Genomic DNA, 25,050 nt, shown 5'->3' with positions numbered 1-25,050 from the left:
GAATGAATGCTCTAGCCCGCCGCGCTGCAGGCCTGCTGCTCAGCACAGTCTGCCTGCCCCTTTCGGCCCTGGCGGCCGACCCGCAACCGACCCACGAATTCACCCTCGACAACGGCCTGAAGGTCGTCGTGCGCGAAGACCATCGCGCGCCGGTAGTGGTATCGCAGGTCTGGTACAAGGTCGGCTCCAGCTACGAAACCCCGGGCCAGACCGGTCTGTCCCACGCGCTCGAGCACATGATGTTCAAGGGCAGCGAGAAAGTCGGCCCCGGCGAAGCCTCGCTGATCCTGCGCGACCTGGGCGCCGAAGAAAACGCCTTCACCAGTGACGACTTCACCGCCTATTACCAGGTGCTGGCCCGCGACCGTCTGGGCGTGGCCTTCGAACTGGAAGCCGACCGCATGGCCAATCTGCGCCTGCCGGCTGACGAGTTCGCCAAGGAAATCGAAGTCATCAAGGAAGAGCGCCGCCTGCGCACCGACGACAAGCCGATGTCCAAGGCTTACGAGCGTTACAAGGCTATGGCTTACCCGGCCAGCGGCTACCACACACCGACCATCGGCTGGATGGCGGACCTGGACCGGATGAAGGTCGAAGAGCTGCGCCACTGGTATCAGTCCTGGTATGTGCCGAACAACGCCACGCTGGTAGTGGTCGGCGACGTCACCCCCGATGAAGTGAAGACCCTCGCCCAACGCTACTTCGGGCCGATTGCCAAGCGCGACGTGCCACCGGCGAAGAAACCGCTGGAACTGGCCGAGCCGGGTGAGCGCCAGATCACCCTGCATGTGCAGACCCAACTTCCCAGCCTGATGCTCGGCTTCAACGTGCCCAGCATTGCCACTGCTGAAGACAAGCGCTCGGTCAACGCCCTGCGCCTGATCTCGGCGCTGCTCGACGGCGGCTACAGCGGGCGTATCCCGACGCAACTGGAACGCGGCGAAGAGCTGGTCTCGGGCGGTTCGTCGAGCTACGACGCCTACACCCGTGGCGACAGCCTTTTCACCCTGTCGGCGACGCCGAACACGCAGAAGAAAAAGACCATGGCGCAAGCTGAAGCCGGTCTGTGGAAACTGCTGGAACAGCTGAAAACCACCGCACCGTCCGCCGAAGAACTCGAGCGCGTGCGGGCACAAGTGATTGCCGGCCTGGTGTTCGAACGTGATTCGATCACCAGCCAGGCCACCGCCATCGGCCAACTGGAAACGGTCGGGCTGTCGTGGAAGTTGATGGACACCGAACTCGCCGACCTGGAAAGCGTGACCCCGCAAGACATCCAGAACGCCGCCAAGCTGTATTTCACCCGCGAACGTCTCAGCGTCGCCCATGTCCTGCCACTGGAGACGACTCATGAGTGAGCGCAAATCCCCACGCCTGTTGCTCGGCCTGATCGCCATTGCAGTGATCGGCTCTGCCGCGTTCTATCTGATGCCCGGTGTTAAAACCGACGCCAGTGAAGCACTGGACAACGCCAAGACCAGCCAGAAGCTGCAATCGCTGGCCGAACTCGACGGCAAGGCCCCGGCCAGCCGCAAGCTCGACGTGCAGACCTGGAACACCGCCGAAGGCGCCAAGGTGCTGTTCGTCGAAGCCCATGAGCTGCCGATGTTCGATATGCGCCTGATCTTCGCCGCCGGCAGCAGTCAGGACGGCAATGCACCGGGTCTGGCAGTCCTGACCAACGCCATGCTCAACGAAGGCGTGGCCGGCAAGGACGTCGGCGCCATCGCCCAAGGCTTCGAAGGCCTCGGTGCAGATTTCGGCAACGGTGCCTACAAGGACATGGCGCTGGCTTCGCTGCGCAGTCTGAGTGCCGCCGAGCAACGTGAACCGGCGCTGAAGCTGTTCTCGGAAGTGGTGGGCAAACCGACCTTCCCGGCCGACTCCTTCGCGCGCATCAAGAACCAGTTGCTCGCCGGTTTCGAATACCAGAAACAGAACCCCGGCAAACTCGCCAGCCTCGAGCTGATGAAGCGTTTGTACGGCGACCACCCGTATGCGCATTCCAGCGACGGCAACCCGCAGAGCGTGCCGAAGATCACCTTGGCACAGTTGCGTGAATTCCACGCCAAGGCCTACGCGGCCGGCAACGTGGTGATCGCGCTGGTCGGTGACTTGTCTCGCGCCGAAGCCGAGGCGATTGCCAATCAGGTCTCCGGCGCCCTGCCTAAAGGCCCGGCATTGTCGAAAATCGCCCAGCCGCAGGAACCGAAAGCCAGCGTCAATCACATCGAGTTCCCGTCGAAGCAAACCAACCTGCTGCTCGCACAGCTGGGCATCGACCGTGACGACCCGGATTACGCGGCGCTGTCGATGGGCAACCAGATCCTCGGTGGCGGCGGTTTCGGTACCCGCCTGATGAGCGAAGTGCGCGAGAAGCGTGGCCTGACCTACGGCGTGTACTCGGGTTTCAGCCCGATGCAGGCTCGCGGCCCGTTCATGATCAACCTGCAGACTCGCGCGGAAATGAGCGAAGGCACGCTGAAACTGGTGCAGGACGTACTCGCCGATTATCTGAAGACCGGCCCGACCCAGAAAGAACTCGACGACGCCAAGCGCGAACTGGCCGGCAGCTTCCCGCTGTCCACCGCAAGCAACGCCGATATCGTCGGCCAGCTGGGCGCCATGGGCTTCTATAATCTGCCGTTGAGCTATCTGGATGACTTCATGCGTCAGTCCCAGAGCCTGACTGTCGAGCAGGTCAAAGACGCGATGAACAAACACCTGAGCACGGACAAACTGGTCATCGTCAGCGCTGGCCCGACCGTGCCGCAAAAGCCGTTACCGGCCCCATCTGATAAACCTGCCGAGCAACCGCTCGGGGTTCCGGAGCATTAATGGCTACTCGTCCTAAAAAACCTGCGCAGAACGTTCACAACGGTGTGAACCAGCTGCGCATCATCGGCGGCGAATGGCGCAGCCGCAAACTGAGCTTCCCCGATGCGCCGGGCCTGCGCCCGACGCCGGATCGCGTGCGTGAGACCCTGTTCAACTGGCTCGCACCGTATGTGGCCGGGGCCAAGGTACTGGATCCGTTCGCCGGCAGCGGCGCGCTGTTTCTCGAGGCACTGTCGCGTGGCGCAGCCATGGGTCAGGCGCTGGATGCCAGCCACGTTGCGGTGTCGAGCCTGAAAGAACACCTCGGCACCCTGCGCTGCACCAACGGCCAGGTGCAGACCGCCGATGCGCTGCGTTATCTGGAAACCCAGGTCGCCACGCCGTTTGATCTGGTGTTCCTCGATCCGCCGTTCAACCAGAACCTGCTGCCGGCCGTTTGCGCCCTGCTGGAAGAGCGCCAATGGCTGGCGCCGGATTCGTGGATCTACACTGAAAGCGAGACCGCGCCTTCGACGCTGGGTCTGCCGGGCAACTGGCGCCTGCACCGCGAGCAGAAATCCGGGCGGGTGTACTACGCGTTGTGGCAACGTATGGCAGAGATCGCCGGTTAACTGAAAGTTTGCGCTAAATCTGTGGCGAGGGAGCTTGCTCCCGCTGGGTCGCGTAGCGGCCCCTTTTTCAGAAGCGAGGCCTGCTGCGCAGTCCAGCGGGAGCAAGCTCCCTCGCCACAAAAGCGTGCGTACTCTGCCCACAAAGCTGCATCGAGAATCATCGTGCCCGCTTCTTCAGATCGCTTTACCCCCGCCTTCGGCCTCGGCAATCCGCACCTGCAAACCTTGTGGGGGCCGCTGTGGCGCAAAACCGTCCACCTTGATCGCGAGCGTGAACGCCTGTGGCTGGACGACGGGGATTTTCTCGATCTCGACTGGCACGGCCCGCACAGCGCCGAGGCGCCGCTGGTGCTGGTGCTGCATGGGCTGACCGGCTCTTCAAATTCACCCTACGTCGCCGGAATTCAGGCAGCACTCGCCGCGCAAGGCTGGGCCAGCGTCGCGCTGAACTGGCGCGGCTGCTCCGGCGAACCGAATCTGCTGCCGCGCAGTTACCACTCCGGCGCCAGCGAAGACCTCGCCGAAGCCATCAGACACCTGCGCGCCAAGCGGCCACTGGCGCCGCTGTATGCAGTCGGATACTCATTGGGCGGCAATGTGTTGCTCAAGCATCTCGGCGAGACCGGCAGCGACAGCGGCGTGCTCGGGGCAGTGGCGGTGTCGGTGCCGTTTCGTCTTGATCAGTGTGCCGATCGGATCGGTCAGGGGTTCTCCAAGGTCTATCAGGCGCACTTCATGCGCGAGATGGTCGCCTACATCAAGAACAAGCAACGCCAGTTCCAGCATGACGGACGCGAGGATGGCCTGGCGGCTCTGGCGGCACTCGGTTCGCTGGAGAACATGCGCACCTTCTGGGACTTCGATGGCCGGATCACTGCGCCGTTGCATGGTTTTACCGATGCCGAGGATTACTATCGCCGGGCATCGAGTCGCTACTTTCTCGGTGAAATCCGCACCCCGACCCTGATCATTCAGGCGGCCGACGACCCCTTTGTATTCCCCCACAGCCTGCCGACGGCCGAAGAGCTGTCCGCCAGCACCCGGTTCGAGCTGCAGGCCAAGGGTGGGCATGTCGGCTTCGTCGATGGCACGTTGCGCCAGCCCGGTTACTACCTGGAACGGCGCATCCCGCAATGGCTGGCCCGTGTGACGTCATGAGCGATCAGGGCGAGTCGATCCGATTCTGGCAAACCGCGCCGCTGGCCGGGGTCGAGTTGCTGTCGGCGCGCTACATCGAGCATCGCTTCGCCCCGCACGTCCATGACGGTTATGTGATCGGCATGATCATGGCCGGTGCCCAGCGTTATCGCTATCGCGGTGCCGAACACCTGGCTGGCAGCGGCACCCTGGTGTTGATCAACCCGGACGAATTGCACACCGGCCACAAGGGCACCGAGGACGGCTGGCTGTACCGGGCGTTTTATCCCGATACCGGACAGATCGTTTCACTGCTCGAAGAACTGGAACTGCCCACCGCGCCGATGCCGGCCTTCGGCGCAACGCTGTACCGCGACCCGGATCTGGTCAACGGTTTCTGTCAGTTGCATCGCTTGCTGGAAAGCCCGGCCACCGCACTGCAACAGCAAACGGTATGGCGCGAGATGATGATGCTGCTGTTGCAGCGGCATGCGGCGGTGCAGATCAACGGTAAACCGGGCAAGGAGCATCGTGCGGTGGTAATGGCCAAGGAACTGCTGCATGCGCAACTCGCTGCGCCGCCGTCGCTGGAAGAGCTGGCGGCCGCAGTGAATCTGTCGCCCTTCCACTTCGCCCGGGTGTTCCGCCGCGCTACCGGCATGCCGCCACACACCTGGCTGATGCAGCAGCGCATCGCCACGGCCCGGGGTTTATTGCAGCACGGTTGCCTGCCGGTGGAAGTCGCCATGCAACTGGGCTTTGCCGATCAGAGTCATCTGAGCCGGCAGTTCAAGCAGGTGTATGGCGTGGGGCCGGCGGCGTATCGCAGTGCCCGACAATCTATCGGCGACGATTAACCCCTGTGGGAGCGGGCTTGCTCGCGAAAGCGATGTTTCAGCAGACATCATGGTTGACTGACAAACCGCTTTCGCGAGCAAGCCCGCTCCCACATTGGGGGTATGGTGACTTTATTCGCCCGTGGCGATGCCTCGGGAAGGCTCGTTGATCCACTCACTCCACGACCCGGCATACAGCGAACCCAGCGGATACCCCGCCAGGCACAACGCAAACAGGTTGTGACACGCCGTCACCCCGGAGCCGCAATAAGCCACCAGTTCCGTTGGCGAACGATCACCTAGTTTCGCGGCAAAGCGCTGCTTGAGCTGCTCCGCCGGCAGGAAGCGTCCGTCGCTGCCGAGGTTTTCGGTAAACGCTGCGCATTGCGCGCCGGGAATGTGCCCGGCAATCGGGTCGATCGGCTCCACCTCACCCTTGAAGCGCGGCAAGGCCCGGGCGTCGATCAGGGTCAGGGACGGCTGACCGAGGCGCTTGTGCAATTGCTCGGCGCTCAGCAGCAGTTTCATGTCCGGCTGACCGCTGAAGTTGCCTTGGCTGACCGACGGCGCGTCCAGACTCAGCGGCAGACCCGCCGCGTGCCAGGCCTTCAGCCCGCCGTCGAGAATGAACACGCCATCGCGCTTGCCCAGCCACGCCAGCAACCACCAGGCGCGAGCCGCATAGGCACCGGGGCCGTCGTCGTACAAAACCACATCGCTGTCGGCATTGATGCCCCAGGCTTGCAGACGTTCGATCAGCGCCGCAGGCTCAGGCAACGGGTGACGTCCGGTGACGCCTTTGACCACCTTGCCACTGAGGTCGCGCTCAAGGTCGGCGAAGCGGGCGCCGGCGATGTGCCCTTCGGCATAGCTGCGCTGCCCGTAGTCCGGGTCTTCGAGGGCAAAACGACAATCGAGAATCACCAGCCCCGGCTGCTCCTTGCGGGCATCCAGTGCATTCGGGCTGAGCAGTTGCGCAATCGGCATAACGGACTCCTGTGAGCGACTTCGAAATGGTTTAGCGCCCTTCCTCGAGGGCCTGGGCCAGCGGCACGTAGAACTCGTCGAACAAGGCATTCACCTCTTCGCGGGCCTGATCGGTAACGAATCCGGCTTCCAGCACCAGCACCTGATACACGCCGCGCTTGATGGCCTGCTCGCTGAGGTGGTTGGAGTTTTCCCGGGTGGTGCACAGAAAGCGCACCCACGAGGTGAGGATGATCCAGGCATTGATCGTCAGGGATTCGATCTGCACCCGATCCATCTTGAGGATGCCAGCGGCGACGAAGCCTTCGTAGATCGCCATGCCCTGGATCACGCAGCGCTGGGAAAAACGCCGGTAGCGCGCGGCCAGGTCCGGATCGCTGTCGAGCAGGTGTTCCAGATCCCGATGCAGAAAGCGGTAGCCCCACATCGCCGACAGCAGCTCCTTGAGGTAATAGCGCTTGTCTTCGACGGTGGCGGCACGCCCCTGCGGCGGGCGCAGAAAGCTGTCCACAAGCGTCTCGTACTCACTGAACAGCACGGCGATGATCGCCTGCTTGTTCGGGAAGTGGTAGTACAGATTGCCCGGAGAAATCTCCATGTGGGCGGCGATGTGATTGGTGCTGATGCTGCGCTCGCCCTGCTGATTGAACAGTTCGAGGCTGTTCTGCACGATGCGCTCGCTGGTTTTTATTCGTGGGGCCATGGCTTGAGCTTTAATTCAGAGTGCGGTGAGGGGCATCTTACGACCTAACCGGAACGGGATAAAACAAAGCTGTGTCGGGAAGTCATTTGACTTTCTAGAGCATAGACTCTAGAAAGTCATCACTACAATAAATCCGGAGCCGACGATGACTGCCGACATTGCTTATCTGCAAACGCTGCAACAGCCCCTGGAAGAGCTGGATCGGCTGTTCGCGGCACAGCGCGCCGCCTATGCCGCCAACCCGATGCCAGCGGCAGAACAGCGCCAGCAGTGGCTCAAGGCGTTGCGCGAGTTGCTCAGCGATGAGCGCCAGGCCCTGATTGACGCCATCAGCGCAGATTTCAGTCATCGCAGCGCCGATGAAACCCTGCTCGCCGAACTGATGCCCAGCCTGCACGGCATCCATTACGCCAGCCGCCATCTCAAGGGCTGGATGAAGTCGTCGCGACGCAAAGTCGGCATGGCCTTTCAGCCAGCATCGGCGAAAGTCGTGTACCAGCCGCTTGGCGTGGTCGGCATCATCGTCCCGTGGAACTACCCGTTGTATCTGGCCATCGGCCCACTGGTCGGCGCGCTGGCGGCGGGCAACCGGGTCATGCTCAAGCTCAGCGAATCGACCCCGGCCACCGGCCAGTTGCTCAAGACTCTGCTAGGGCGAATTTTCCCCGAAGATCTGGTCTGCGTGGTGCTTGGCGAGGCCGACATCGGCGTGGCGTTTTCCCGTCTGCGCTTTGATCACCTGCTGTTCACCGGCGCCACCAGCATCGGCAAACACGTGATGCGCGCCGCAGCGGAAAACCTGACCCCGGTGACCCTCGAACTCGGCGGCAAGTCCCCGGCCATCGTCTCCCGCGACGTGCCGCTCAAGGACGCCGCCGAACGCATCGCCTTCGGTAAAACCCTGAATGCCGGGCAGACCTGCGTCGCCCCCGATTACGTGCTGGTGCCGCAAGACCGCGTCGGCGCGTTCGTCGAAGCCTATCGTCAGGTGGTCAACAATTTCTATCCGACCCTCGCCGACAACCCGGACTACACCGCGATCATCAACGAGCGCCAACTGGCCCGGCTCAACGGTTATGTCAGCGATGCCACCAGCAAAGGCGCGCTGCTGATCCCGCTGTTCGAACAGGGCCAGGGCCGGCGCATGCCGCACAGCCTGCTGCTCAACGTCACTGACGAGATGACCGTGATGCAGGACGAAATCTTCGGCCCGCTGCTGCCGATCGTGCCTTATCAGGATCTGGATCAGGCGTTTGCTTACATCAATCAGCGCCCGCGTCCTCTGGCGCTTTACTACTTTGGCTACGACAAACGCGAACAGAACCGCGTGCTGCACGAGACCCACTCCGGCGGCGTGTGCCTGAACGACACCCTGCTGCACGTGGCGCAGGACGACATGCCGTTCGGCGGCATCGGCCCGTCGGGCATGGGCCACTATCACGGCCACGAAGGTTTCCTGACTTTCAGCAAAGCCAAGGGCGTGCTGATCAAACAGCGCTTCAACGCCGCGAAGTTGATCTATCCGCCCTACGGCAAATCGATCCAGAAACTGATCCAGAAGCTGTTCATCCGCTAATCGTCGTCACCGCCGGGTAATAACAACAATGCACCCAAGCCTGACCGAAACACCTGCCCTGTCGCGCCGTGGCCTGCTGAAGTTCAGCCTTGGCGCCACAGCGTTTCTCGCCACCGCCGGCCTCGGCGCCAGCCTCAGTGGCTGCTCATCGAGTGTCGCGGCCAACGGCTTCGTCACTTTGCGCGACGGCGACCTGCTGTTTCTGCGCGCGCTGATTCCGGTGATGCTCGAAGGCGCCGTGGCCGCCGAAAAAATGCCCGGCGCCGTCGATGGCACCCTCAAATCGCTGGACTACAGCCTCGATCACCTGTCGCCAGAAATGCTCAAACTCACCCGGCAATTGTTCGATGTGCTCGGCATGACCGTCACCCGCGGTCCGCTCACCGGGATCTGGGGCAGTTGGGAAAACGCCAGCCCCGAGGCCATGCGCCACTTCCTCGACCGCTGGCAGAACAGTTCATTGAGCCTGCTGCGCATGGGCCACAGCTCATTGCAGCAGATGGTGATGATGGCCTGGTACACCCGCGCCGAGTCCTGGGGCCATTGCGGCTACCCCGGCCCGCCTACTGTTTGAAACCGAGTCGCGCCCTTCGCGAGCAGGCTCGCTCCCACAGGGGGCTGCGGTGCAAATGTGGGAGCGAGCCTGCTCGCGAAGAGGCCCGCAAGAACAACAAAAACAAGAGAACCTGATCGATGCCCGTACCCGACCCGTTCCGCGAAGGCCTCGCCCGTGGCTGGAAAACCTACAACGGCGCACAGCTGACCGCCGAACTGACGCTGCAAGCCGACGTGGCAATCATCGGCAGCGGCGCCGGCGGCGGCACCACCGCAGAAATCCTCAGCGCCGCCGGCTACAAAGTGCTGCTGATCGAAGAAGGCCAGCTCAAGACCAGTGCCGACTTCAAGATGCTCGAAGACCAGGCCTACAGCAGCCTCTATCAAGAAGGCATCGGCCGCATGAGCAAGGACGGCGCCATCACTATCCTCCAGGGCCGTGCGGTCGGTGGCACCACGCTGATCAACTGGACCTCGAGTTTCCGCACGCCCGAGCCGACCCTCGAGCACTGGGCCAGGGAGCACAACGTCAAAGGCCACAGCCCTGGCGAGATGGCGCCATGGTTCGAGAAAATGGAACAGCGTCTGGGCGTCGCGCCGTGGATGGTTCCGCCCAATGCCAACAACGACGTAATCCGCAAGGGCTGCGAGCAACTCGGCTACAGCTGGCACGTGATCCCGCGTAACGTGCGCGGCTGCTGGAACCTCGGCTATTGCGGCATGGGCTGCCCGACCAACGCCAAGCAGTCGATGATGGTCACCACCATTCCGGCGACCCTGGAAAAGGGCGGCGAACTGCTCTATCTGGCCCGCGCGGAAAAACTGCTGATCAGCGGCGACAAGATCACTGGCCTGCAATGCGTGGCGATGGACGAGCGCTGCGTCGCGCCGACCGGACGCAAAATCACGATCAAGGCCCGGCATTACGTGCTGGCTGGCGGTGGCATCAACAGCCCTGCCCTTTTGCTGCGCTCGGATGCACCGGATCCGCATCAGCGCCTCGGAAAACGCACGTTCCTGCATCTGGTGAACATGTCTGCCGGGCGTTTCGACGAGGTGATCAACCCGTTCTACGGCGCGCCACAGTCGATCTACTCGGATCATTTCCAATGGAAGGACGGCACCAGCGGGCCGATGGGCTACAAACTCGAAGTGCCACCGCTGCAACCCGCGCTGGCGGCGACGCTGCTCGGCGGCTTCGGCCAGCAGAACGCCGAACACATGGCCGACCTGCCGCACACCCACGCGATGCTCGCGTTGCTGCGCGACGGTTTCCACCCGGACAGCCCCGGCGGCAGTGTCGAACTGCGCGGTGATGGCTCGCCGGTGCTCGACTATCAAGTCTCGCCTTATGCCTGGGAGGGCCTGCGCCGCGCCTTTCACAGCATGGCCGAGATCCAGTTCGCCGGCGGCGCCAAAGCCGTGATGCCGATGCACGCCGATGCGCGCTACGTGAAAACCCTGGCCGAAGCCCGCACGCTGATCAACGGTCTGAGCCTTGAGCTGTATCGCACGCGGCTGGGCAGTGCCCACGTTATGGGCGGTTGCGCGATGGGCGAAGACCCGAAAAACGCAGTCACCGACAGCCTTGGCCGGCATCATCAACTGAGCAATCTGTCGATTCACGACGGCTCGCTGTTCCCCACCAGCATTGGCGCCAACCCGCAATTATCGGTGTATGGGCTGACGGCACAATTGGCGACATCCCTCGCCGATCGACTGAGAAATCCGTGAAAAAACCGGTTTATCGCGGCGTCTATAGTGCTTTCTTACCCAACAGGCGACTTGGCCGACCGGGACGGCTGCGATACCATCCGACTCCCCAACGGACTCCCGCCAGGACGACGCGATGAACCGAGTGTTGTACCCAGGTACCTTCGACCCTATTACCAAAGGGCATGGCGATCTGGTCGAACGCGCCTCGCGCCTGTTCGATCACGTGATCATTGCGGTCGCCGCCAGCCCCAAGAAAAACCCGCTGTTCCCGCTGGAACAACGGGTTGAGCTGGCTCGCGAGGTCACCAAACACCTGCCCAACGTCGAAGTGGTCGGCTTCTCGACGCTGCTGGCGCATTTCGCCAAGGAGCAGAACGCCAACGTGTTCCTGCGTGGCTTGCGCGCGGTGTCGGACTTCGAATACGAATTCCAGCTGGCCAACATGAACCGCCAGTTGGCCCCGGATGTCGAGAGCCTGTTTCTCACCCCGTCCGAGCGTTATTCGTTCATTTCCTCGACGCTGGTGCGGGAAATCGCCGCGCTGGGCGGCGATATCAGCAAGTTCGTGCACCCGGCCGTGGCCGATGCCCTGACCCTGCGCTTCAAGAAGTAACGACCGTTCAAACGGCGCCCGCGTGCACTGCGGGCGCCAATGCGGCACAATTGCGCGCATTGATTTATAGCGCCCGGGCCTGCCGCCCCGGCTGGAGTTAGCATGTCCCTGATCATCACCGACGATTGCATCAACTGCGACGTCTGCGAACCCGAGTGCCCGAACGCCGCCATTTCTCAAGGCGAAGAGATCTATGTGATCGACCCGAACCTGTGCACCCAGTGCGTCGGCCACTACGACGAGCCGCAGTGCCAACAGGTCTGCCCGGTGGATTGCATTCCACTGGACGAGGCGCATCCTGAGACTGAAGAACAGTTGATGGAAAAGTACCGCAAGATTACCGGCAAGGCCTGATCTGAACGTTTTGTAGCGCTCTTCCGGGCCTCTTCGCGAGCAAGCCCGCTCCCACAGTTGGAATGCATTTCACTGTGGGAGCGGGCTTGCTCGCGAAAGGACCATCAGCAACACCGCAGAATCCGGATCAGCTCACTCGCGCTGCTCAAACCCCTCCCCTGTACACCCCAAACAGCGCACAAACGCCGCTTTCGCCGGATCCACCACCAACGCCTGCCCCGCATCACCTACCCCGCCACCCAGCGCGGTAAACGGCAATGACACCACAAACACCCCCGCACCCAGCACCGTCGCCACCACCAGCAAAGGTCGGGCAATCAGCAAATCACCAATCATGGCGTAGGCGGGAGGGTTCTGGATGGTGTAGCGCGGATCACCGCTGCCATGCTCCGCGGCCTGAACGGCCAGGCTGGAACACAGCAACAGTGTGGCAAAGAGGACTTGCAAGGACTTCATGGCACGACCCTTCGGGCTGAACAGTGAGACCACTCACTATAGACCGTAGGACTTTTTCAGCTTTTTGCCTCAGGTCTGACAGCGCGGACAGAACACACTGGCCCGTTGCCCCAGCTTCACTTCCCGCAGGCCAGTACCGCAGACCTTGCAGTGCTCACCACCGCGACCATAGACAAACAGTTCCTGCTGGAAGTAGCCGGGCTGCCCGTCACCGCCGATGAAATCCCGCAACGTGGTGCCGCCGCGCTCGATGGCTGCGGCGAGGATGCGTTTGATCTCGATCGCCAGCTTCAGATACCGCGCGCGGGAGATGCTCTTGGCTTCGCGGCGCGGATCGATCCCGGCGGCGAACAGCGCTTCGGTCGCGTAAATATTGCCGACGCCTACCACCACCGCGTTGTCCATGATGAACGGCTTGACCGCCATCGAACGCCCACGCGACAGCTGGAACAGGCGCTCGCCGTCGAACAGATCGGTCAACGGCTCCGGCCCGAGGCGAATCAGCAGTTCGTGATTGAGCGGATCGGTACTCCACAGCATCGCACCGAAGCGGCGCGGATCTGTGTAGCGCAACGCCAGACCGGATTCCAGTTCGATATCGACGTGCTCATGCTTGAGCGCCGGCAACCCGACTTCCACCAGCCGCAAGTTGCCCGACATGCCCAAGTGACTGATCAACGTGCCGACTTCGGCATTGATCAACAGATACTTGGCCCGCCGCTCGACCAGCACGATGCGCTGCCCGGAAAGACGCACATCGAGGTCTTCGGGGATCGGCCAGCGCAGCCGACGATCCCGCACGATCACCCGGCTGACGCGCTGGCCTTCCAGGTGCGGAGCAATGCCCCGGCGGGTGGTTTCGACTTCCGGCAATTCAGGCATGGCGTTCTCGAATCAATGCGCGCCGAGGTCGCGGATCGTCTGTTTGAGGGTTTCGAAATCGTAGTCCGACAGGCCCACGTAATCGAGAATCAGCGGGCCAATGCTGTTCCACTCGTGGTCTTCGGTCTGGTTGCCCAGCACCCGATAAGACGCACAGATGTGCTCGGCCATCTTCAAGATCGCCAGCAGATTCTTCATCTGGCTGTTGCGCGAGGATTCGTCGCTGAAGATCGCCAGCGCATTGTGGTGATTGGCGATCGCCGTGCTGACGTGTTCAGGCAGGCGCCACGACTTGGCGGTGTAGTAGCCGACCACGGCATGGTTGGTGTTGAACTCGCTGTTTTCGGTGTCCACCACCCGGCACTCGGCACTGGCGTTGGCGTAAGCCGTTTCCAGCACCGACATGTAGTTGGGGAAGCGTTGCAGCATCAAAGGCACGCCGCAGTCGTGGAACAGGCCCAGGGCATAGGCCTCATCGCCGGCCTGAGTGCCGATGCGCTTGGCCAGGGTCAGGCACGTCATCGCCACGTCCTGGGCGGTGTCCCAGAAACGGTTGAGGGTGACGATGGTGTCGTCGTTCATCTCGCCCTTGATCGACTGCGCGTTGATCAGGTTGATGATCGAGCGGCTGCCCAACAGGTTCACCGCACGCTGGATCGAAGTGATCTTGTTGCTCAGGCCGTAATACGGCGAGTTGACGATTTTCAGCAGAGAACCGGACAGGCCGGGATCCTGGGCGATCAGCTTGGCGATCACCTCCAGGTCCGGGTCGGGCATGTACTGCTCCATCTGCAGATCCACCATGATCTGCGGCTGCGCGGGCACGCTGATGCCTTGCAGGGATTGTTGAATCTGTTCGGTGGTCAGCTCTTGGGACATAAGTACACACTCTGGGACAGGCGGCGATTCTAACCTCTAAAAACCGCAGGACGACACACCAGTGGGCAATTGTCAGGAACTTTCATTCACGCTCAGGCTTCGGACTTTGTAAGGCCGACCGGACAATCAAGCACCGGCTCGGCGGTAATTTCCCGCAGACTCAGGAGCTTATCGATGGCTACTTCCCTCACTGGCAAACGCGTCGCCATTTTAGTAACAGACGGTTTCGAACAGGTCGAACTGACCGGGCCCAAGCAAGCACTGGAGCAGGCCGGCGCCCAGGTCGACATCCTTTCGGCCGAGGCCGGCAAGGTCAAAGGCTGGAACCACGACAAACCGGCGGATGACTTCAAGGTCGATCAGACCTTTCAAGGCGCCAGCAGCGAGCAGTACGACGCGATCGTCCTGCCGGGTGGCGTGCAGAACTCCGACACCATTCGCATCGATCAGGATGCCCAGCATCTGGTCAAGACCGGCGCCTCCGCCGGCAAACCGATTGCAGTGATCTGCCATGGCGGCTGGCTGCTGATTTCCGCCGGGCTGGTCAATGGCAAGACCATGACCAGTTTCAAGACACTCAAGGATGACCTGGTCAATGCCGGGGCCAACTGGGTCGACAAGGAAGTGGTCAAGGACGGTCATCTGATCAGCAGCCGTCAGCCGGATGATATTCCAGCGTTCAACAAAGAACTGATCGACGCGCTGTCGGCCTGACGCGCCTCTGTGGCGAGGGAGCTTGCTCCCGCTCGGCTGCGCAGCAGTCGCAAGCCCTGCCAACCGGTTCTTCCTGATGAATCGAGTGGCATGAATTGGGGCCGCTTCGCAGCCCGGCGGGAGCAAGCTCCCTCGCCACATGTCCAGCGCTGAACCTGCACACGCATCAACACGGTATACTCCCGCTCTTTTTTCCGGAGCGACGTCATGTCCCTGCCTAGCCTGCGCCTCAAAGCCAACGCCGACCGTCGCCTGCGCAACGGCCACTTGTGGGTCTACAGCAACGAAATCGATGTGGCTGCCACGCCACTGCACGGCTTCAAGGCCGGCGATCAGGCAATCCTCGAAGCCGCTGGCGGCAAGCCGCTGGGCATCGTCGCCATGAGCCCGAACAACCTGATCTGCGCGCGTCTGCTGTCGCGTGACATCAAACTGGCACTGGACAAGTCGCTGCTGGTACACCGCCTGAACGTGGCCCTGTCGCTGCGCGAGCGCCTGTTCGACAAGCCGTTCTACCGCCTGGTCTACGGCGACTCCGACCTGCTGCCGGGTCTGGTGGTCGACCGTTTCGGCGACATCCTCGTGGTGCAGATCGCCTCGGCGACCATGGAAGCGCATAAAGATGACGTGATCGCTGCACTGACCCAAGTGCTCAAGCCAAGCGGCATCCTGTTCAAGAACGATTCTGCCGCCCGTGATGCCGAAGGCCTCAACCGTTACGTCGAAACCGTGTTCGGCCTGGTGCCGGAATGGGTCGCACTGGAAGAGAACGGCGTGAAGTTCGAAGCGCCGGTCATTGGTGGCCAGAAAACCGGCTGGTTCTACGACCACCGCATGAATCGCGCCCGCCTCGCCCCCTACGCCAAAGGCAAACGCGTCCTCGACCTCTATAGCTACATCGGTGGCTGGGGCGTGCAGGCTGCAGCGTTCGGTGCCAGCGAAGTGTTCTGCGTCGACGCGTCGGGCTTCGCCCTCGACGGCGTCGAGCGTAACGCCGCGCTGAACGGCTTCGCCGACAAGATGACTTGCATCGAAGGCGACGTCTTCGAAGCGTTGAAGGAACTCAAGGCGAGTGAAGAACGTTTCGACGTGATCGTTGCCGACCCGCCAGCGTTCATCAAGCGCAAGAAAGACATGAAGAACGGTGAAGGCGCGTACCGCCGCTTGAACGAGCAAGCCATGCGCCTGCTGACCAAGGACGGCATTCTGGTCAGCGCTTCGTGCTCCATGCACCTGCCAGAGGACGATCTGCAAAACATCCTGCTGACCAGCGCCCGTCACCTGGACCGCAACATCCAGATGCTCGAGCGCGGCGGTCAGGGCCCGGACCACCCGGTACACCCGGCCATCGCCGAGACTCGCTACATCAAGAGCATCACCTGCCGCCTGCTGCCTAACAGCTGATCGGCCCATGAAACGGGGAGCCTGCGGGCTTCCCGTTGGCTTTACGGCGATGCAATGTCGTCAAATTTCTCCCTCTTTCCTACAACTAACTTCCTACATGCATGCAGGACATTTCCCTGCGCATTACATTTCAAAATCTAATACTTACAAGTTTGCCCTTGCAGCACGCCCACTCCGACAAAATTAATAGAAATTTCCTACCCAAGTATCGCTTGCCAATAATTCATTACAACCTATTATTAAGTTGTCACCACGACGGTGACATTCACTCTCAATGAACAAGGAGTTCATACTTATGAAAGCAATTACTCTGGAAACCAACCAAATCGCAAACCTGGCCTTCCTGGTTGCGCCTAAAGCCCGCTAAGTGAGCCAGAACGCTGGGGAGTGTCGGCACCCCAGCGTTCTTCCGACCCGTTCCAGAGCGATGAACACAACATGCATATCAATCCCTATTTATTCATATTGCCGCGCACGCCCGGACAAATAGTCTGGAACTATAAAGACCACACCCAACATGAACTTGACCTGACTTACTCTTGTCGACTTGCACAACTTATCAACAACCCGGAACAGTTCGACAGACGCAACATAATAGACTCACAACTTCTGAACGCGGGCATATTAACCGTTGCAAAAATAGACAGTCCGCCATGGGGCTGGGATGAATTGTCGAAGATTTATCATATCGGCACCCAGAACATTCCCTGCGAACAGATACCCCAGAATATTCACGAGTGGTCCAGGCAATACCTGAACCATTGCAGCGCGGTGCTGACTACACCGGCCCCCGCACTAGATCGGTCGACACCTCAAGACGAACCTCGAATCGCCCTGCCCGCCTCCGCGGCCCTGACCGTTGCCAGTTTGGGCAATGTCCTGCGCCTGAGAAAAACCTGCCGCTCATTCACTGGCGCAGCGATCACCCTCAATGACGTCGGTACACTGCTGTACCTCTCGCTGGGCTTTCTTCGCCATCGCGACAATGACCGCGACGAGAGCATCGCCGAAGGCCTCGGTGCCCGGCGCAGCAGCCCGTCGGGTGGAGGATTGAATGCCTGTGAAGGGTTTCTTCTGGCACGCAATATCGAGGGCCTGGAACCAGGTGTCTACGCCTATCACCCGGCAGAACACGCACTCAGCCGGGTCAATCCTTTGCCCGACCCCGCGCTGGGTCATTTGCTGGCGGGTCAGCACTTCATCAATAACCTGCCGCTGGGTCTGTTTATCACCGCTCGTTTCGACAAGCTCTGGTGGAAGTATGAACACTCCCGCGCCTATCGCATGGCGTTTGTCGAGGCGGGTCATCTGTCGCAAACCTTTCAACTGGTGGCCACAGCGCTGGGCCTGGGAACGTGGCTGACCGGGGCATTCGCCGACCGCCAGGTCGAAGCCCTGCTCAAACTCGAAGGCAGCGCTGAACAACCGTTGTTCTTTGTCGGCTGCGGCGCCAGCGACGGTCAGGCGATGTGTCAGGAAATGCGCGACCTGTTGCAGGAGACGCGCAAATGAGCACATCAACCGTGGATCAGCCCGAAGCGCCAGAGTCCTGGGCACTTCGATTCACCCTCGGCGACTGGAACAACCACGCTTCGGTACGCACCAGCCGGCACGACTACCAGTTGCCGGCAGACCTGCAGTTGCAACTGCAAACCCGCTTCTGGTTTCCGCCGGCATTCCTGCCGTATCTGTCCCACCCGGCGATCGAAGCCGCAGGCAGCAAGGTCATGCATCGGCTGGCTGCCAACCACCTGGTGCACTTTCTCGACTACACCACGCTGCTGGAACACCGCATCGTCAACCGCGCCGTGGAAACCATTGTCCACGGTGAGTTGCCCGCGCACATTCCGTCAAGGATGAAAACCGCCGCGCTGCAGCTCTATACCGACGAGGGTTATCACGCATTGTTCTCCCATCATCTGGCCGAACAGATCGCCGAACTGCATGGTTTCACCGGTCGTCCACAGATGCCGCTGCGCATCACCCGCCTGACCGGTCAGATCGCCCGAACGCCGGAGAGCAAACGCCCGCTGGCATGGTTTCTGCTGGGCTTCGTCTCCGAAACCATCATTGCCCGGGAGTTGCTGGATGTGTGTCGGGAAACGCTGGTCAGCAGCGTGAATGACATGCTGCGCGACCACCTCGCTGATGAAGCGCGCCACAGCCGTTTTTTTTCCGAGGTCTTTCACTACCTCTGGTTGACCCTGAACAGCCGCCAGCGCGCCTTCGCGGCCAGAACCTTGCTGGAGACCCTGGCGACCTTCTTCGAAGTCGACGAGCAATGGCTGCACCAAAGCCTGCGCCGCGCCGGCATTGGCGAAGGTGCGATCAAGGAAATCCTCGACAGCCTGACCAACGAACAGGCCAGCCGCCAGCGTGCCCGATCCGGAGCGACGGCTACGCTTGCTGCACTCGAAAAAGCCGGATTCTTCGCGCTACCCAACAACCGCAAACTTTTCGCCAAGGCAGGACTGATCGATGCTTGAAGGAAGAACGGTGGTAACGACCCGACAACGACGCGGGGCGGTCAGCCTGCTTTTGGCCATGGTGCTGCTGGGGGTGTTTCCGCTGGACGTCCTGCTGCCGTCGTTCCCGGCGCTGGCTGAACACTTCGCCAGCACTCCGACCGACATCGCCCTGTCGATCAGCCTGTTCGCGGTGGGCATTGCCTTTGCCCAACTGTTGATCGGGCCGTTGTCCGACATCATCGGGCGCAAGGGGTTACTGCTCGCCGGCATGGCTGTCTCGATCCTCGGCGCTATCGGCTGCGTAATGACCAGCGACTACACATTGTTCATGATTTTTCGCATCGTGCAGGCCATCGGTTGTGGCTGTTTCGTCCTGTCACAGGCGCTGGTGCAGGATCTGTTCGAGGGCGCAGAGCGCGATCGCCTGCGGATCCTGATGGTGACCGCCACCGGGATTTTCATCTCGGTCTCACCGCTGGCCGGAACCTTTTTGCAGGCGACCTTGGGCTGGCGTGGCAGCTTCTGGCTGTTCATCGCACTGGCGGCGGTGGTGTTGCTCAAGGCCTGGCTGTTTCTGGACGGCAGTCGGCCAGTCGCCAAGGGCACACCGCTCAACTTTCTCAGCGCCTATCGACGGGTGCTGGGGGATTTCGAGTTCGTCGGCTACTGGCTGATTTCGGCTTTCGCGTTCGCCTGCCACTTCTCGTTCATCGTCATTTCGCCGTTGATCTTCATGGATCAGTTACAGCTCTCAGCCTATGACTTCTCACTGATCCTGCTGATCTACGGTGCGGCGTATGTGACCGGCGGGATTGCCGCCACGCTGTTGAGCCGGCGCATCAGCTCTGCGCAACAGATCGTGGCCGGGTTGGGCCTGATTCTGCTGGCAGGGCTGGTGATGCTATTACTGTCGCAGTACTTCGCACTCTCGCCCGTCACGGTATTGATCCCGATGCTGATCTGCACCGCCGGCACCACCATTGCACGCCCGGCCGCCACCTCACGCGCCATGGGCCTGTTCCCGGAGAACGCCGGTACTTCGGCCTCGGCCGGTAGCACGATCATCTTCATTTGCGGCGGGTTGATCAGTGCGCTGATCAGCCTGAGTCCAGGCAACCTGCAGGCCACTCTCGGCTACTGTTTTGTCCTGCTCAGTTGCATCGCGCTGGCGTTGAACAAGCGGATCAGCCATCGCGCCAGCATTATCGAGAACGGCGCGGTCACGCCCTTCGGCAGCGATTGAGCCTGCCGGTCGTCATGCCATACGCACCGTCGGCACTGGAACAACACTTTGCGCCATTCCCTCCAGACGCCAGCGGTGTAGAATCGGCTGATTCATCGCCATTCATCCCCCGGCGGGTTTATGAGCTCAGGCTGAGGCAAGCGGCGATCCCGCAAAGTCATCGGCAACATCCAGGACACACGGCCATTTCTGAGTGTTCCAGACGTCAATAGAAGCTCACTCCCTTTTGATACCTGATTAGCCGCCCGGAGTGCTCCATGCCAGATTACCGCTCGAAAACATCCACCCACGGCCGCAACATGGCCGGCGCCCGCGCACTGTGGCGCGCCACCGGGATGAAAGATGACGACTTCAAGAAGCCGATCATCGCCATTGCCAACTCCTTCACCCAGTTCGTGCCGGGCCACGTGCACCTCAAAGACCTCGGTCAACTGGTTGCCCGGGAAATCGAACGCGCCGGTGGCGTAGCGAAAGAATTCAACACCATCGCCGTGGATGACGGCATCGCCATGGGTCACGACGGCATGCTCTATTCGCTGCCGAGCCGCGAGATCATCGCCGACTCTGTCGAATACATGGTCAACGCCCACTGCGCCGACGCCATCGTCTGCATCTCCAACTGCGACAAGATCACCCCGGGCATGCTGATGGCCGCCCTGCGCCTGAACATTCCGGTGATCTTCGTGTCCGGTGGTCCGATGGAAGCCGGCAAGACCAAACTCGCTTCCCACGGCCTCGACCTCGTCGACGCCATGGTGATCGCCGCCGACTCCAGCGCTTCTGACGAGAAGGTTGCCGAGTACGAGCGCAGCGCCTGCCCGACCTGCGGTTCGTGCTCCGGCATGTTCACCGCCAACTCGATGAACTGCCTGACTGAAGCCCTCGGTCTCGCACTGCCGGGCAACGGTTCGACCCTCGCCACCCACAGCGACCGCGAACAACTGTTCCTGCAGGCCGGCCGCACCATCGTCGAGCTGTGCAAGCGTTACTACGGCGAAAACGACGAGTCCGTGCTGCCGCGCAACATCGCCAACTTCAAGGCGTTCGAGAACGCAATGATGCTCGACATCGCCATGGGCGGTTCGACCAACACCATCCTGCACTTGCTGGCTGCGGCTCAGGAAGCCGAGATCGATTTCGACCTGCGCGACATCGACCGTCTCTCGCGCAGCGTGCCGCAACTGTGCAAAGTGGCGCCGAACATCCAGAAGTACCACATGGAAGACGTGCACCGCGCTGGCGGCATCTTCAGCATCCTCGGTTCGCTGGCCCGTGGCGGCCTGCTGCACACCGACCTGCCGACCGTGCACAGCCGCAGCATGGAAGAAGCCATCGCCAAGTGGGACATCACCCAGACGACCGACGAAGCCGTGCATCACTTCTTCAAGGCCGGCCCGGCGGGCATCCCGACCCAGACCGCGTTCAGCCAGTCGACCCGTTGGGAAACCCTCGACGACGACCGTGAAAACGGCTGCATCCGCAGCTTCGAGCACGCCTATTCGAAAGAAGGCGGCCTGGCCGTGCTGTACGGCAACATCGCCCTCGACGGCTGCGTGGTGAAAACCGCCGGCGTCGACGAGTCGATCCACGTCTTCGAAGGCAACGCGAAGATCTTCGAAAGCCAGGACAGCGCGGTGCGCGGCATCCTCGCCGACGAAGTGAAGGAAGGCGACATCGTCATCATTCGCTACGAAGGCCCGAAAGGTGGCCCGGGCATGCAGGAAATGCTCTACCCGACGTCCTACCTGAAGTCCAAAGGTCTGGGCAAAGCCTGTGCGTTGCTCACCGACGGTCGTTTCTCCGGCGGTACTTCCGGTCTGTCGATTGGCCACGCTTCGCCAGAGGCTGCGGCCGGTGGCGCGATCGGTCTGGTGCAGGACGGCGACAAAGTGCTGATCGACATCCCGAACCGCTCGATCAACCTGTTGGTCAGCGATGAAGAACTGGCTGCACGCCGGGTCGAGCAGGACAAGAAAGGCTGGAAACCAGTCGAGCAGCGTCCACGCAAAGTGACCACTGCGCTCAAGGCCTACGCCCTGCTGGCGACCAGCGCCGACAAGGGTGCGGTGCGTAACAAGGCGATGCTCGACGGGCTGTAAGTTTTAGCCGCCGAATAAAAATGCCCCGCCAAGTGCGGGGCATTTTTTTGCCTGATCCAAAAACAATGAAGATCAAAACTGTGGGAGCGGGCTTGCTCGCGAAAGCGGTCTACCGGTCAAAAAATCTCTCGCCTGACACTCCCTCTTCGCGAGCAAGCCCGCTCCCACAGGGGGCTGTCAGTGCATCCAGAATCTGCGCTCCCACAAGGATTGGGGGCTTACTGGATTTCTTCAGGCTTGACGATCACCCAGTTCTTGTCCGCCGTCACCGGCAACCCTTCCTTGGCCTGCGCCGCCGCATGCTTGGCCATCATGCCGTTCAACTGAGTCATGTATTTGTCCTTGCGGTTGACCCACAAGTGAATGCCGCCCTTGGCCACATCCACATCGTGGAACAGCATGTAACCGTCGCTGCTCGGGGTATCGCCGCCCACCAGCACCGGTTTTTTCCACTCGTCGATATAGGTCAGAATCGCCGCGTGTTTGCCGGCCATCCAGGTTGCCGGGGTCCACAGGTACGGGGTCAGTTCGAGGCCGAGGTTGGCCTTCTCGTCATACTTGCCGGCGGTGATCTGCTTGCGTGCAGTAGTCAGCTCGCCAGTTTCGCGGTTTTTCAGCAACGTGGTCACGCCGATCACGTTCTGCGGTTTGACGTTGTAACCGTACTTCGGATCGGCCGCGACCATGCGCACCAGTTCTTCGGAGGCGGCGGTCATCACGTAAACCTCGATGCCGTTCTCCATCAGCTTGTTGTACAGCTCGGCCTGGCCGGTGAAGACTTTCGGCGGCTGCACATCGATGTTCTTCACTACATCGCCTTCGTAGTAAGTGGCCGGCACCGGTTTGCCCGACGCCATCAGCTCATCGACGTAGCCCTTGAGTTCCTTGAGAGTGAAGCCGGAGAACACCTGCGCTACCCACGGGTAGCAGACCATGTCGTCGACTTCGCACAGGCGATAGTAGTAACTGAACAGGCTTTCCTTATGGTCGGCGGTGTCCTTGAACGGCATCAGCTTCAGGGAGGGATCGAGTTTGTCGCGGGTGATCAGGCCCTTGTTTTCCATGAACGGCAGCAACGACTCTTCGAGGTCATAGCGGTAACTGGTGTTGTCCATGTCGAACACCGCGTAGTTACCTTTGTTGGCATTGGCCGCGATCATCGCGTCCAGTGCCTTGGCCTGATCCGCCGGCCAGTGCTTCAGATCGGTGGCGAATGCGTGAGCGGCTAGACCCAATCCAAGCACCACAGCGAGCATTTTCGGTGCGAACTTCATCGGCGTTTTCTCCCTGACTGAAAGACATCGACGCTAACAAATAAGTGTGACAGTCCTCGTCTGTCAGCGACCGCTTACGTCTCCTCAACGCCAGTTGCATTGCCGAGAGCGACAAGCGCTTATTCCAAAAACGACGGACAACCTGCGATTTCGGTATTAATTCATTGGAAATCAAACTGTTAGGCTTGCCGGTTCGCAGTTGCCCAAGAATGCGACTGGCACAAGTCTTATCGGAGTCTTCATGAATCTGCCGCTGATCCTCAATCTGCTGGTGTTCCTCGCCCTGCTCTTCGGTCTGGCGCAAACCCGCCACACCACTTGGAGCCTGGCAAAAAAAGTCCTGCTCGCGCTGGTGCTCGGCGTAGCCTTCGGTGTTGCCCTGCACACTGTTTACGGTGCCGGCAACCCGGTACTGAAAGCCTCGATCGGCTGGTTCGATCTGGTCGGCAACGGCTACGTGCAGCTGCTGCAAATGATCGTGATCCCGCTGGTGTTCGCCTCGATCCTCAGCGCGGTGGCACGTCTGCACAACGCGTCGTCGCTGGGCAAGATCAGCTTCCTGACCATCGGCACGCTGCTGTTCACCACCGCGATTGCGGCGCTGATCGGTATCGGTCTGACCAACCTGTTCGGCCTCACCGCCGAAGGCCTGGTCGCCGGTACTCAGGAAATGGCCCGTCTGCAAACCATTCAGACCGACTACGCCGGCAAGGTCGCCGACCTGAATGTGCCGCAGCTGCTGCTGTCGTTCATTCCGCAGAACCCGTTCGCCGACCTGGCGCGAGCCAAGCCGACTTCGATCATCAGCGTGGTGATCTTCGCCGCGTTCCTGGGGGTTGCTGCGCTGCAACTGCTCAAGGATGATGCCGAGAAAGGTCAGAAAGTGATCAATGCCATCGACACCCTGCAAGCCTGGGTGATGCGTCTGGTGCGTCTGGTGATGAAGCTGACCCCGTACGGCGTGCTGGCGCTGATGACCAAAGTGGTCGCCGGTTCCAACCTGCAGGACATCATCAAGCTCGGCAGTTTCGTCGTGGTCTCGTACCTCGGCCTGGGCCTGATGTTCGTGGTGCACGGCCTGCTGGTGTCGGCCGCCGGGATCAATCCGCTGCGTTTCTTCCGCAAGATCTGGCCGGTGCTGACGTTCGCGTTCACCAGCCGCTCCAGCGCGGCGAGCATTCCGCTGAGCATCGAAGCGCAGACCCGTCGTCTGGGCATTCCGCAATCAATTGCCAGTTTCGCCGCCTCGTTCGGTGCGACCATCGGCCAGAACGGTTGCGCCGGTCTGTACCCGGCGATGTTGGCGGTGATGGTTGCGCCAACGGTCGGCATCAACCCGCTGGATCCGCTGTGGATCGCGACACTGGTGGCGATTGTCACTCTGAGCTCGGCCGGTGTGGCCGGTGTTGGCGGCGGCGCGACGTTCGCGGCACTGATCGTGCTGCCGGCGATGGGCTTGCCGGTGTCACTGGTGGCGCTGCTGATTTCGGTGGAGCCGCTGATCGACATGGGTCGTACGGCGTTGAACGTGAGTGGTTCGATCACCGCCGGTGCGATTACCAGCCAAGTGATGCAGCAGACCGATAAAGCGCTGCTGGATGCGGATGAGCATGCGGAGCTTGCTCAGGCTTAAATTCTTCTTTGCCTGACCTGCCCTCTTCGCGAGCAAGCCCGCTCCCACATTGGATCTGTGATCGACACAAAT

Annotated in this window: 23 protein-coding genes; 17 read left to right on the top strand and 6 right to left on the bottom strand. The window is 61.2% G+C overall.

Features of this window, described 5'->3' with window-relative positions; translation table 11 throughout:
- Positions 1-2: 2 nt before the first annotated feature.
- From V3W27_RS02810 to V3W27_RS02790, 5 genes are all read left to right on the top strand, one after another.
- The gene (locus V3W27_RS02810; protein WP_025112091.1) at positions 3-1,358 is read left to right on the top strand and encodes a M16 family metallopeptidase; all 1,356 of its coding nucleotides are present in this window, start codon (positions 3-5) and stop codon (positions 1,356-1,358) included.
- Complete coding sequence (locus tag V3W27_RS02805) at positions 1,351-2,838, top strand: M16 family metallopeptidase (RefSeq protein ID WP_330205866.1); 1,488 nt, start codon at positions 1,351-1,353, stop codon at positions 2,836-2,838. The genes V3W27_RS02810 and V3W27_RS02805 overlap by 8 nt, the downstream gene beginning before the upstream one ends.
- Complete coding sequence (gene rsmD, locus V3W27_RS02800; protein WP_330205865.1) at positions 2,838-3,449, top strand: 16S rRNA (guanine(966)-N(2))-methyltransferase RsmD; 612 nt, start codon at positions 2,838-2,840, stop codon at positions 3,447-3,449. The genes V3W27_RS02805 and rsmD overlap by 1 nt, the downstream gene beginning before the upstream one ends.
- A gap of 162 nt (positions 3,450-3,611) precedes the next feature.
- Positions 3,612-4,607, top strand: a complete 996-nt coding sequence (locus tag V3W27_RS02795) for a hydrolase (protein ID WP_330205864.1) — start codon at positions 3,612-3,614, stop codon at positions 4,605-4,607.
- Positions 4,604-5,443 carry an AraC family transcriptional regulator gene (locus V3W27_RS02790; protein ID WP_210556589.1) on the top strand — a complete coding sequence of 280 codons (840 nt, stop codon included), beginning with the start codon at positions 4,604-4,606 and terminating at the stop codon, positions 5,441-5,443. The genes V3W27_RS02795 and V3W27_RS02790 overlap by 4 nt, the downstream gene beginning before the upstream one ends.
- 111 nt (positions 5,444-5,554) lie before the next feature.
- Here the strand turns inward: V3W27_RS02790 and V3W27_RS02785 are convergent, their stop codons facing one another.
- The gene (locus tag V3W27_RS02785; protein ID WP_330205863.1) at positions 5,555-6,409 is read right to left on the bottom strand and encodes a sulfurtransferase; all 855 of its coding nucleotides are present in this window, start codon (positions 6,407-6,409) and stop codon (positions 5,555-5,557) included.
- A 31-nt stretch (positions 6,410-6,440) separates the two neighbouring features.
- Positions 6,441-7,112 (bottom strand): TetR/AcrR family transcriptional regulator, encoded by a 672-nt coding sequence (locus tag V3W27_RS02780; RefSeq protein ID WP_027610562.1) that lies wholly within the window; start codon positions 7,110-7,112, stop codon positions 6,441-6,443.
- 145 nt (positions 7,113-7,257) lie between these two features.
- Here V3W27_RS02780 and V3W27_RS02775 point away from each other — a divergent pair, with 145 nt between their 5' ends.
- The 5 genes from V3W27_RS02775 to V3W27_RS02755 all read left to right on the top strand — a co-directional run bounded on the left by V3W27_RS02775 (position 7,258) and on the right by V3W27_RS02755 (position 11,926).
- The gene (locus V3W27_RS02775) at positions 7,258-8,688 is read left to right on the top strand and encodes a coniferyl aldehyde dehydrogenase (protein ID WP_330205862.1); all 1,431 of its coding nucleotides are present in this window, start codon (positions 7,258-7,260) and stop codon (positions 8,686-8,688) included.
- 28 nt (positions 8,689-8,716) lie between these two features.
- Positions 8,717-9,262, top strand: coding sequence for a twin-arginine translocation pathway signal protein (locus tag V3W27_RS02770; protein ID WP_330205861.1), 546 nt, complete (start codon positions 8,717-8,719; stop codon positions 9,260-9,262).
- A 119-nt stretch (positions 9,263-9,381) separates the two neighbouring features.
- Positions 9,382-10,977, top strand: a complete 1,596-nt coding sequence (locus V3W27_RS02765) for a GMC family oxidoreductase (protein WP_330205860.1) — start codon at positions 9,382-9,384, stop codon at positions 10,975-10,977.
- A 115-nt stretch (positions 10,978-11,092) separates the two neighbouring features.
- Positions 11,093-11,572, top strand: coding sequence for a pantetheine-phosphate adenylyltransferase (coaD, locus tag V3W27_RS02760; RefSeq protein WP_003229157.1), 480 nt, complete (start codon positions 11,093-11,095; stop codon positions 11,570-11,572).
- 102 nt (positions 11,573-11,674) lie between these two features.
- Positions 11,675-11,926, top strand: coding sequence for a YfhL family 4Fe-4S dicluster ferredoxin (locus tag V3W27_RS02755; RefSeq protein WP_003195146.1), 252 nt, complete (start codon positions 11,675-11,677; stop codon positions 11,924-11,926).
- Between the two features lie 132 nt (positions 11,927-12,058).
- Here V3W27_RS02755 and V3W27_RS02750 read toward each other — a convergent pair whose 3' ends face one another.
- The 3 genes from V3W27_RS02750 to V3W27_RS02740 form a co-directional block, all read right to left on the bottom strand.
- Entirely contained in the window at positions 12,059-12,382 is a 324-nt protein-coding gene (locus tag V3W27_RS02750; RefSeq protein ID WP_027610558.1) for a hypothetical protein, read from the bottom strand.
- A 69-nt stretch (positions 12,383-12,451) separates the two neighbouring features.
- Complete coding sequence (mutM, locus tag V3W27_RS02745) at positions 12,452-13,264, bottom strand: bifunctional DNA-formamidopyrimidine glycosylase/DNA-(apurinic or apyrimidinic site) lyase (protein WP_003229159.1); 813 nt, start codon at positions 13,262-13,264, stop codon at positions 12,452-12,454.
- A 12-nt stretch (positions 13,265-13,276) separates the two neighbouring features.
- Positions 13,277-14,089, bottom strand: coding sequence for an HDOD domain-containing protein (locus V3W27_RS02740; protein ID WP_247267362.1), 813 nt, complete (start codon positions 14,087-14,089; stop codon positions 13,277-13,279).
- Positions 14,090-14,317: 228 nt separating this feature from the next.
- On the opposite strand from V3W27_RS02740, the gene V3W27_RS02735 reads away from it, so the two are divergent.
- The 6 genes from V3W27_RS02735 (at position 14,318) to ilvD (ending at position 22,071) form a co-directional block, all read left to right on the top strand.
- Positions 14,318-14,857 (top strand): type 1 glutamine amidotransferase domain-containing protein, encoded by a 540-nt coding sequence (locus V3W27_RS02735; RefSeq protein WP_027610555.1) that lies wholly within the window; start codon positions 14,318-14,320, stop codon positions 14,855-14,857.
- A 207-nt stretch (positions 14,858-15,064) separates the two neighbouring features.
- The gene (locus V3W27_RS02730; RefSeq protein ID WP_047596614.1) at positions 15,065-16,261 is read left to right on the top strand and encodes a class I SAM-dependent rRNA methyltransferase; all 1,197 of its coding nucleotides are present in this window, start codon (positions 15,065-15,067) and stop codon (positions 16,259-16,261) included.
- Positions 16,262-16,699: 438 nt separating this feature from the next.
- Entirely contained in the window at positions 16,700-17,773 is a 1,074-nt protein-coding gene (locus V3W27_RS02725) for a SagB family peptide dehydrogenase (RefSeq protein ID WP_330205859.1), read from the top strand.
- On the top strand, positions 17,770-18,747 hold the full coding sequence (locus V3W27_RS02720) for a diiron oxygenase (RefSeq protein WP_330205858.1): 978 nt from the start codon (positions 17,770-17,772) through the stop codon (positions 18,745-18,747). Before V3W27_RS02725 ends, V3W27_RS02720 begins: the two co-directional genes overlap by 4 nt.
- Positions 18,740-19,972 carry an MFS transporter gene (locus V3W27_RS02715; RefSeq protein WP_330205857.1) on the top strand — a complete coding sequence of 411 codons (1,233 nt, stop codon included), beginning with the start codon at positions 18,740-18,742 and terminating at the stop codon, positions 19,970-19,972. The genes V3W27_RS02720 and V3W27_RS02715 overlap by 8 nt, the downstream gene beginning before the upstream one ends.
- Positions 19,973-20,229: 257 nt before the next feature.
- The gene (gene ilvD / locus V3W27_RS02710; protein ID WP_007964170.1) at positions 20,230-22,071 is read left to right on the top strand and encodes a dihydroxy-acid dehydratase; all 1,842 of its coding nucleotides are present in this window, start codon (positions 20,230-20,232) and stop codon (positions 22,069-22,071) included.
- Positions 22,072-22,289: 218 nt separating this feature from the next.
- On the opposite strand, the gene V3W27_RS02705 is transcribed toward ilvD, so the two are convergent.
- Positions 22,290-23,345, bottom strand: a complete 1,056-nt coding sequence (locus tag V3W27_RS02705; RefSeq protein ID WP_097088939.1) for a phosphorylcholine phosphatase — start codon at positions 23,343-23,345, stop codon at positions 22,290-22,292.
- Between the two features lie 241 nt (positions 23,346-23,586).
- Between V3W27_RS02705 and V3W27_RS02700 the strand changes: the two genes are divergently transcribed.
- A complete protein-coding gene (locus tag V3W27_RS02700; protein WP_097088937.1) occupies positions 23,587-24,978 on the top strand; it encodes an L-cystine transporter in 1,392 nt (463 codons plus the stop codon).
- The last annotated feature ends 72 nt before the right edge of the window (positions 24,979-25,050 follow it).

This window comes from Pseudomonas sp. AM14(2022), assembly GCF_036346455.1.
Lineage (GTDB): Bacteria > Pseudomonadota > Gammaproteobacteria > Pseudomonadales > Pseudomonadaceae > Aquipseudomonas > Aquipseudomonas putida_A.
Note: the sequence above shows the minus strand (reverse complement) of the source record. Positions and strands in the feature narration are given on the sequence as shown.

Bases quoted from the DNA above. Each gene is read 5' to 3' on its own strand.
- V3W27_RS02810 (WP_025112091.1), top strand. From the start codon at position 3: ATGAATGCTCTAGCCCGCCGCGCTGCAGGCCTGCTGCTCAGCACAGTC.
- V3W27_RS02805 (WP_330205866.1), top strand. From the start codon at position 1,351: ATGAGTGAGCGCAAATCCCCACGCCTGTTGCTCGGCCTGATCGCCATT.
- rsmD (WP_330205865.1), top strand. From the start codon at position 2,838: ATGGCTACTCGTCCTAAAAAACCTGCGCAGAACGTTCACAACGGTGTG.
- V3W27_RS02790 (WP_210556589.1), top strand. From the start codon at position 4,604: ATGAGCGATCAGGGCGAGTCGATCCGATTCTGGCAAACCGCGCCGCTG.
- V3W27_RS02785 (WP_330205863.1), bottom strand. From the start codon at position 6,409: ATGCCGATTGCGCAACTGCTCAGCCCGAATGCACTGGATGCCCGCAAG.
- V3W27_RS02780 (WP_027610562.1), bottom strand. From the start codon at position 7,112: ATGGCCCCACGAATAAAAACCAGCGAGCGCATCGTGCAGAACAGCCTC.
- V3W27_RS02775 (WP_330205862.1), top strand. From the start codon at position 7,258: ATGACTGCCGACATTGCTTATCTGCAAACGCTGCAACAGCCCCTGGAA.
- V3W27_RS02770 (WP_330205861.1), top strand. From the start codon at position 8,717: ATGCACCCAAGCCTGACCGAAACACCTGCCCTGTCGCGCCGTGGCCTG.
- V3W27_RS02765 (WP_330205860.1), top strand. From the start codon at position 9,382: ATGCCCGTACCCGACCCGTTCCGCGAAGGCCTCGCCCGTGGCTGGAAA.
- coaD (WP_003229157.1), top strand. From the start codon at position 11,093: ATGAACCGAGTGTTGTACCCAGGTACCTTCGACCCTATTACCAAAGGG.
- V3W27_RS02755 (WP_003195146.1), top strand. From the start codon at position 11,675: ATGTCCCTGATCATCACCGACGATTGCATCAACTGCGACGTCTGCGAA.
- V3W27_RS02750 (WP_027610558.1), bottom strand. From the start codon at position 12,382: ATGAAGTCCTTGCAAGTCCTCTTTGCCACACTGTTGCTGTGTTCCAGC.
- mutM (WP_003229159.1), bottom strand. From the start codon at position 13,264: ATGCCTGAATTGCCGGAAGTCGAAACCACCCGCCGGGGCATTGCTCCG.
- V3W27_RS02735 (WP_027610555.1), top strand. From the start codon at position 14,318: ATGGCTACTTCCCTCACTGGCAAACGCGTCGCCATTTTAGTAACAGAC.
- V3W27_RS02730 (WP_047596614.1), top strand. From the start codon at position 15,065: ATGTCCCTGCCTAGCCTGCGCCTCAAAGCCAACGCCGACCGTCGCCTG.
- V3W27_RS02725 (WP_330205859.1), top strand. From the start codon at position 16,700: ATGCATATCAATCCCTATTTATTCATATTGCCGCGCACGCCCGGACAA.
- V3W27_RS02720 (WP_330205858.1), top strand. From the start codon at position 17,770: ATGAGCACATCAACCGTGGATCAGCCCGAAGCGCCAGAGTCCTGGGCA.
- V3W27_RS02715 (WP_330205857.1), top strand. From the start codon at position 18,740: ATGCTTGAAGGAAGAACGGTGGTAACGACCCGACAACGACGCGGGGCG.
- ilvD (WP_007964170.1), top strand. From the start codon at position 20,230: ATGCCAGATTACCGCTCGAAAACATCCACCCACGGCCGCAACATGGCC.
- V3W27_RS02705 (WP_097088939.1), bottom strand. From the start codon at position 23,345: ATGAAGTTCGCACCGAAAATGCTCGCTGTGGTGCTTGGATTGGGTCTA.
- V3W27_RS02700 (WP_097088937.1), top strand. From the start codon at position 23,587: ATGAATCTGCCGCTGATCCTCAATCTGCTGGTGTTCCTCGCCCTGCTC.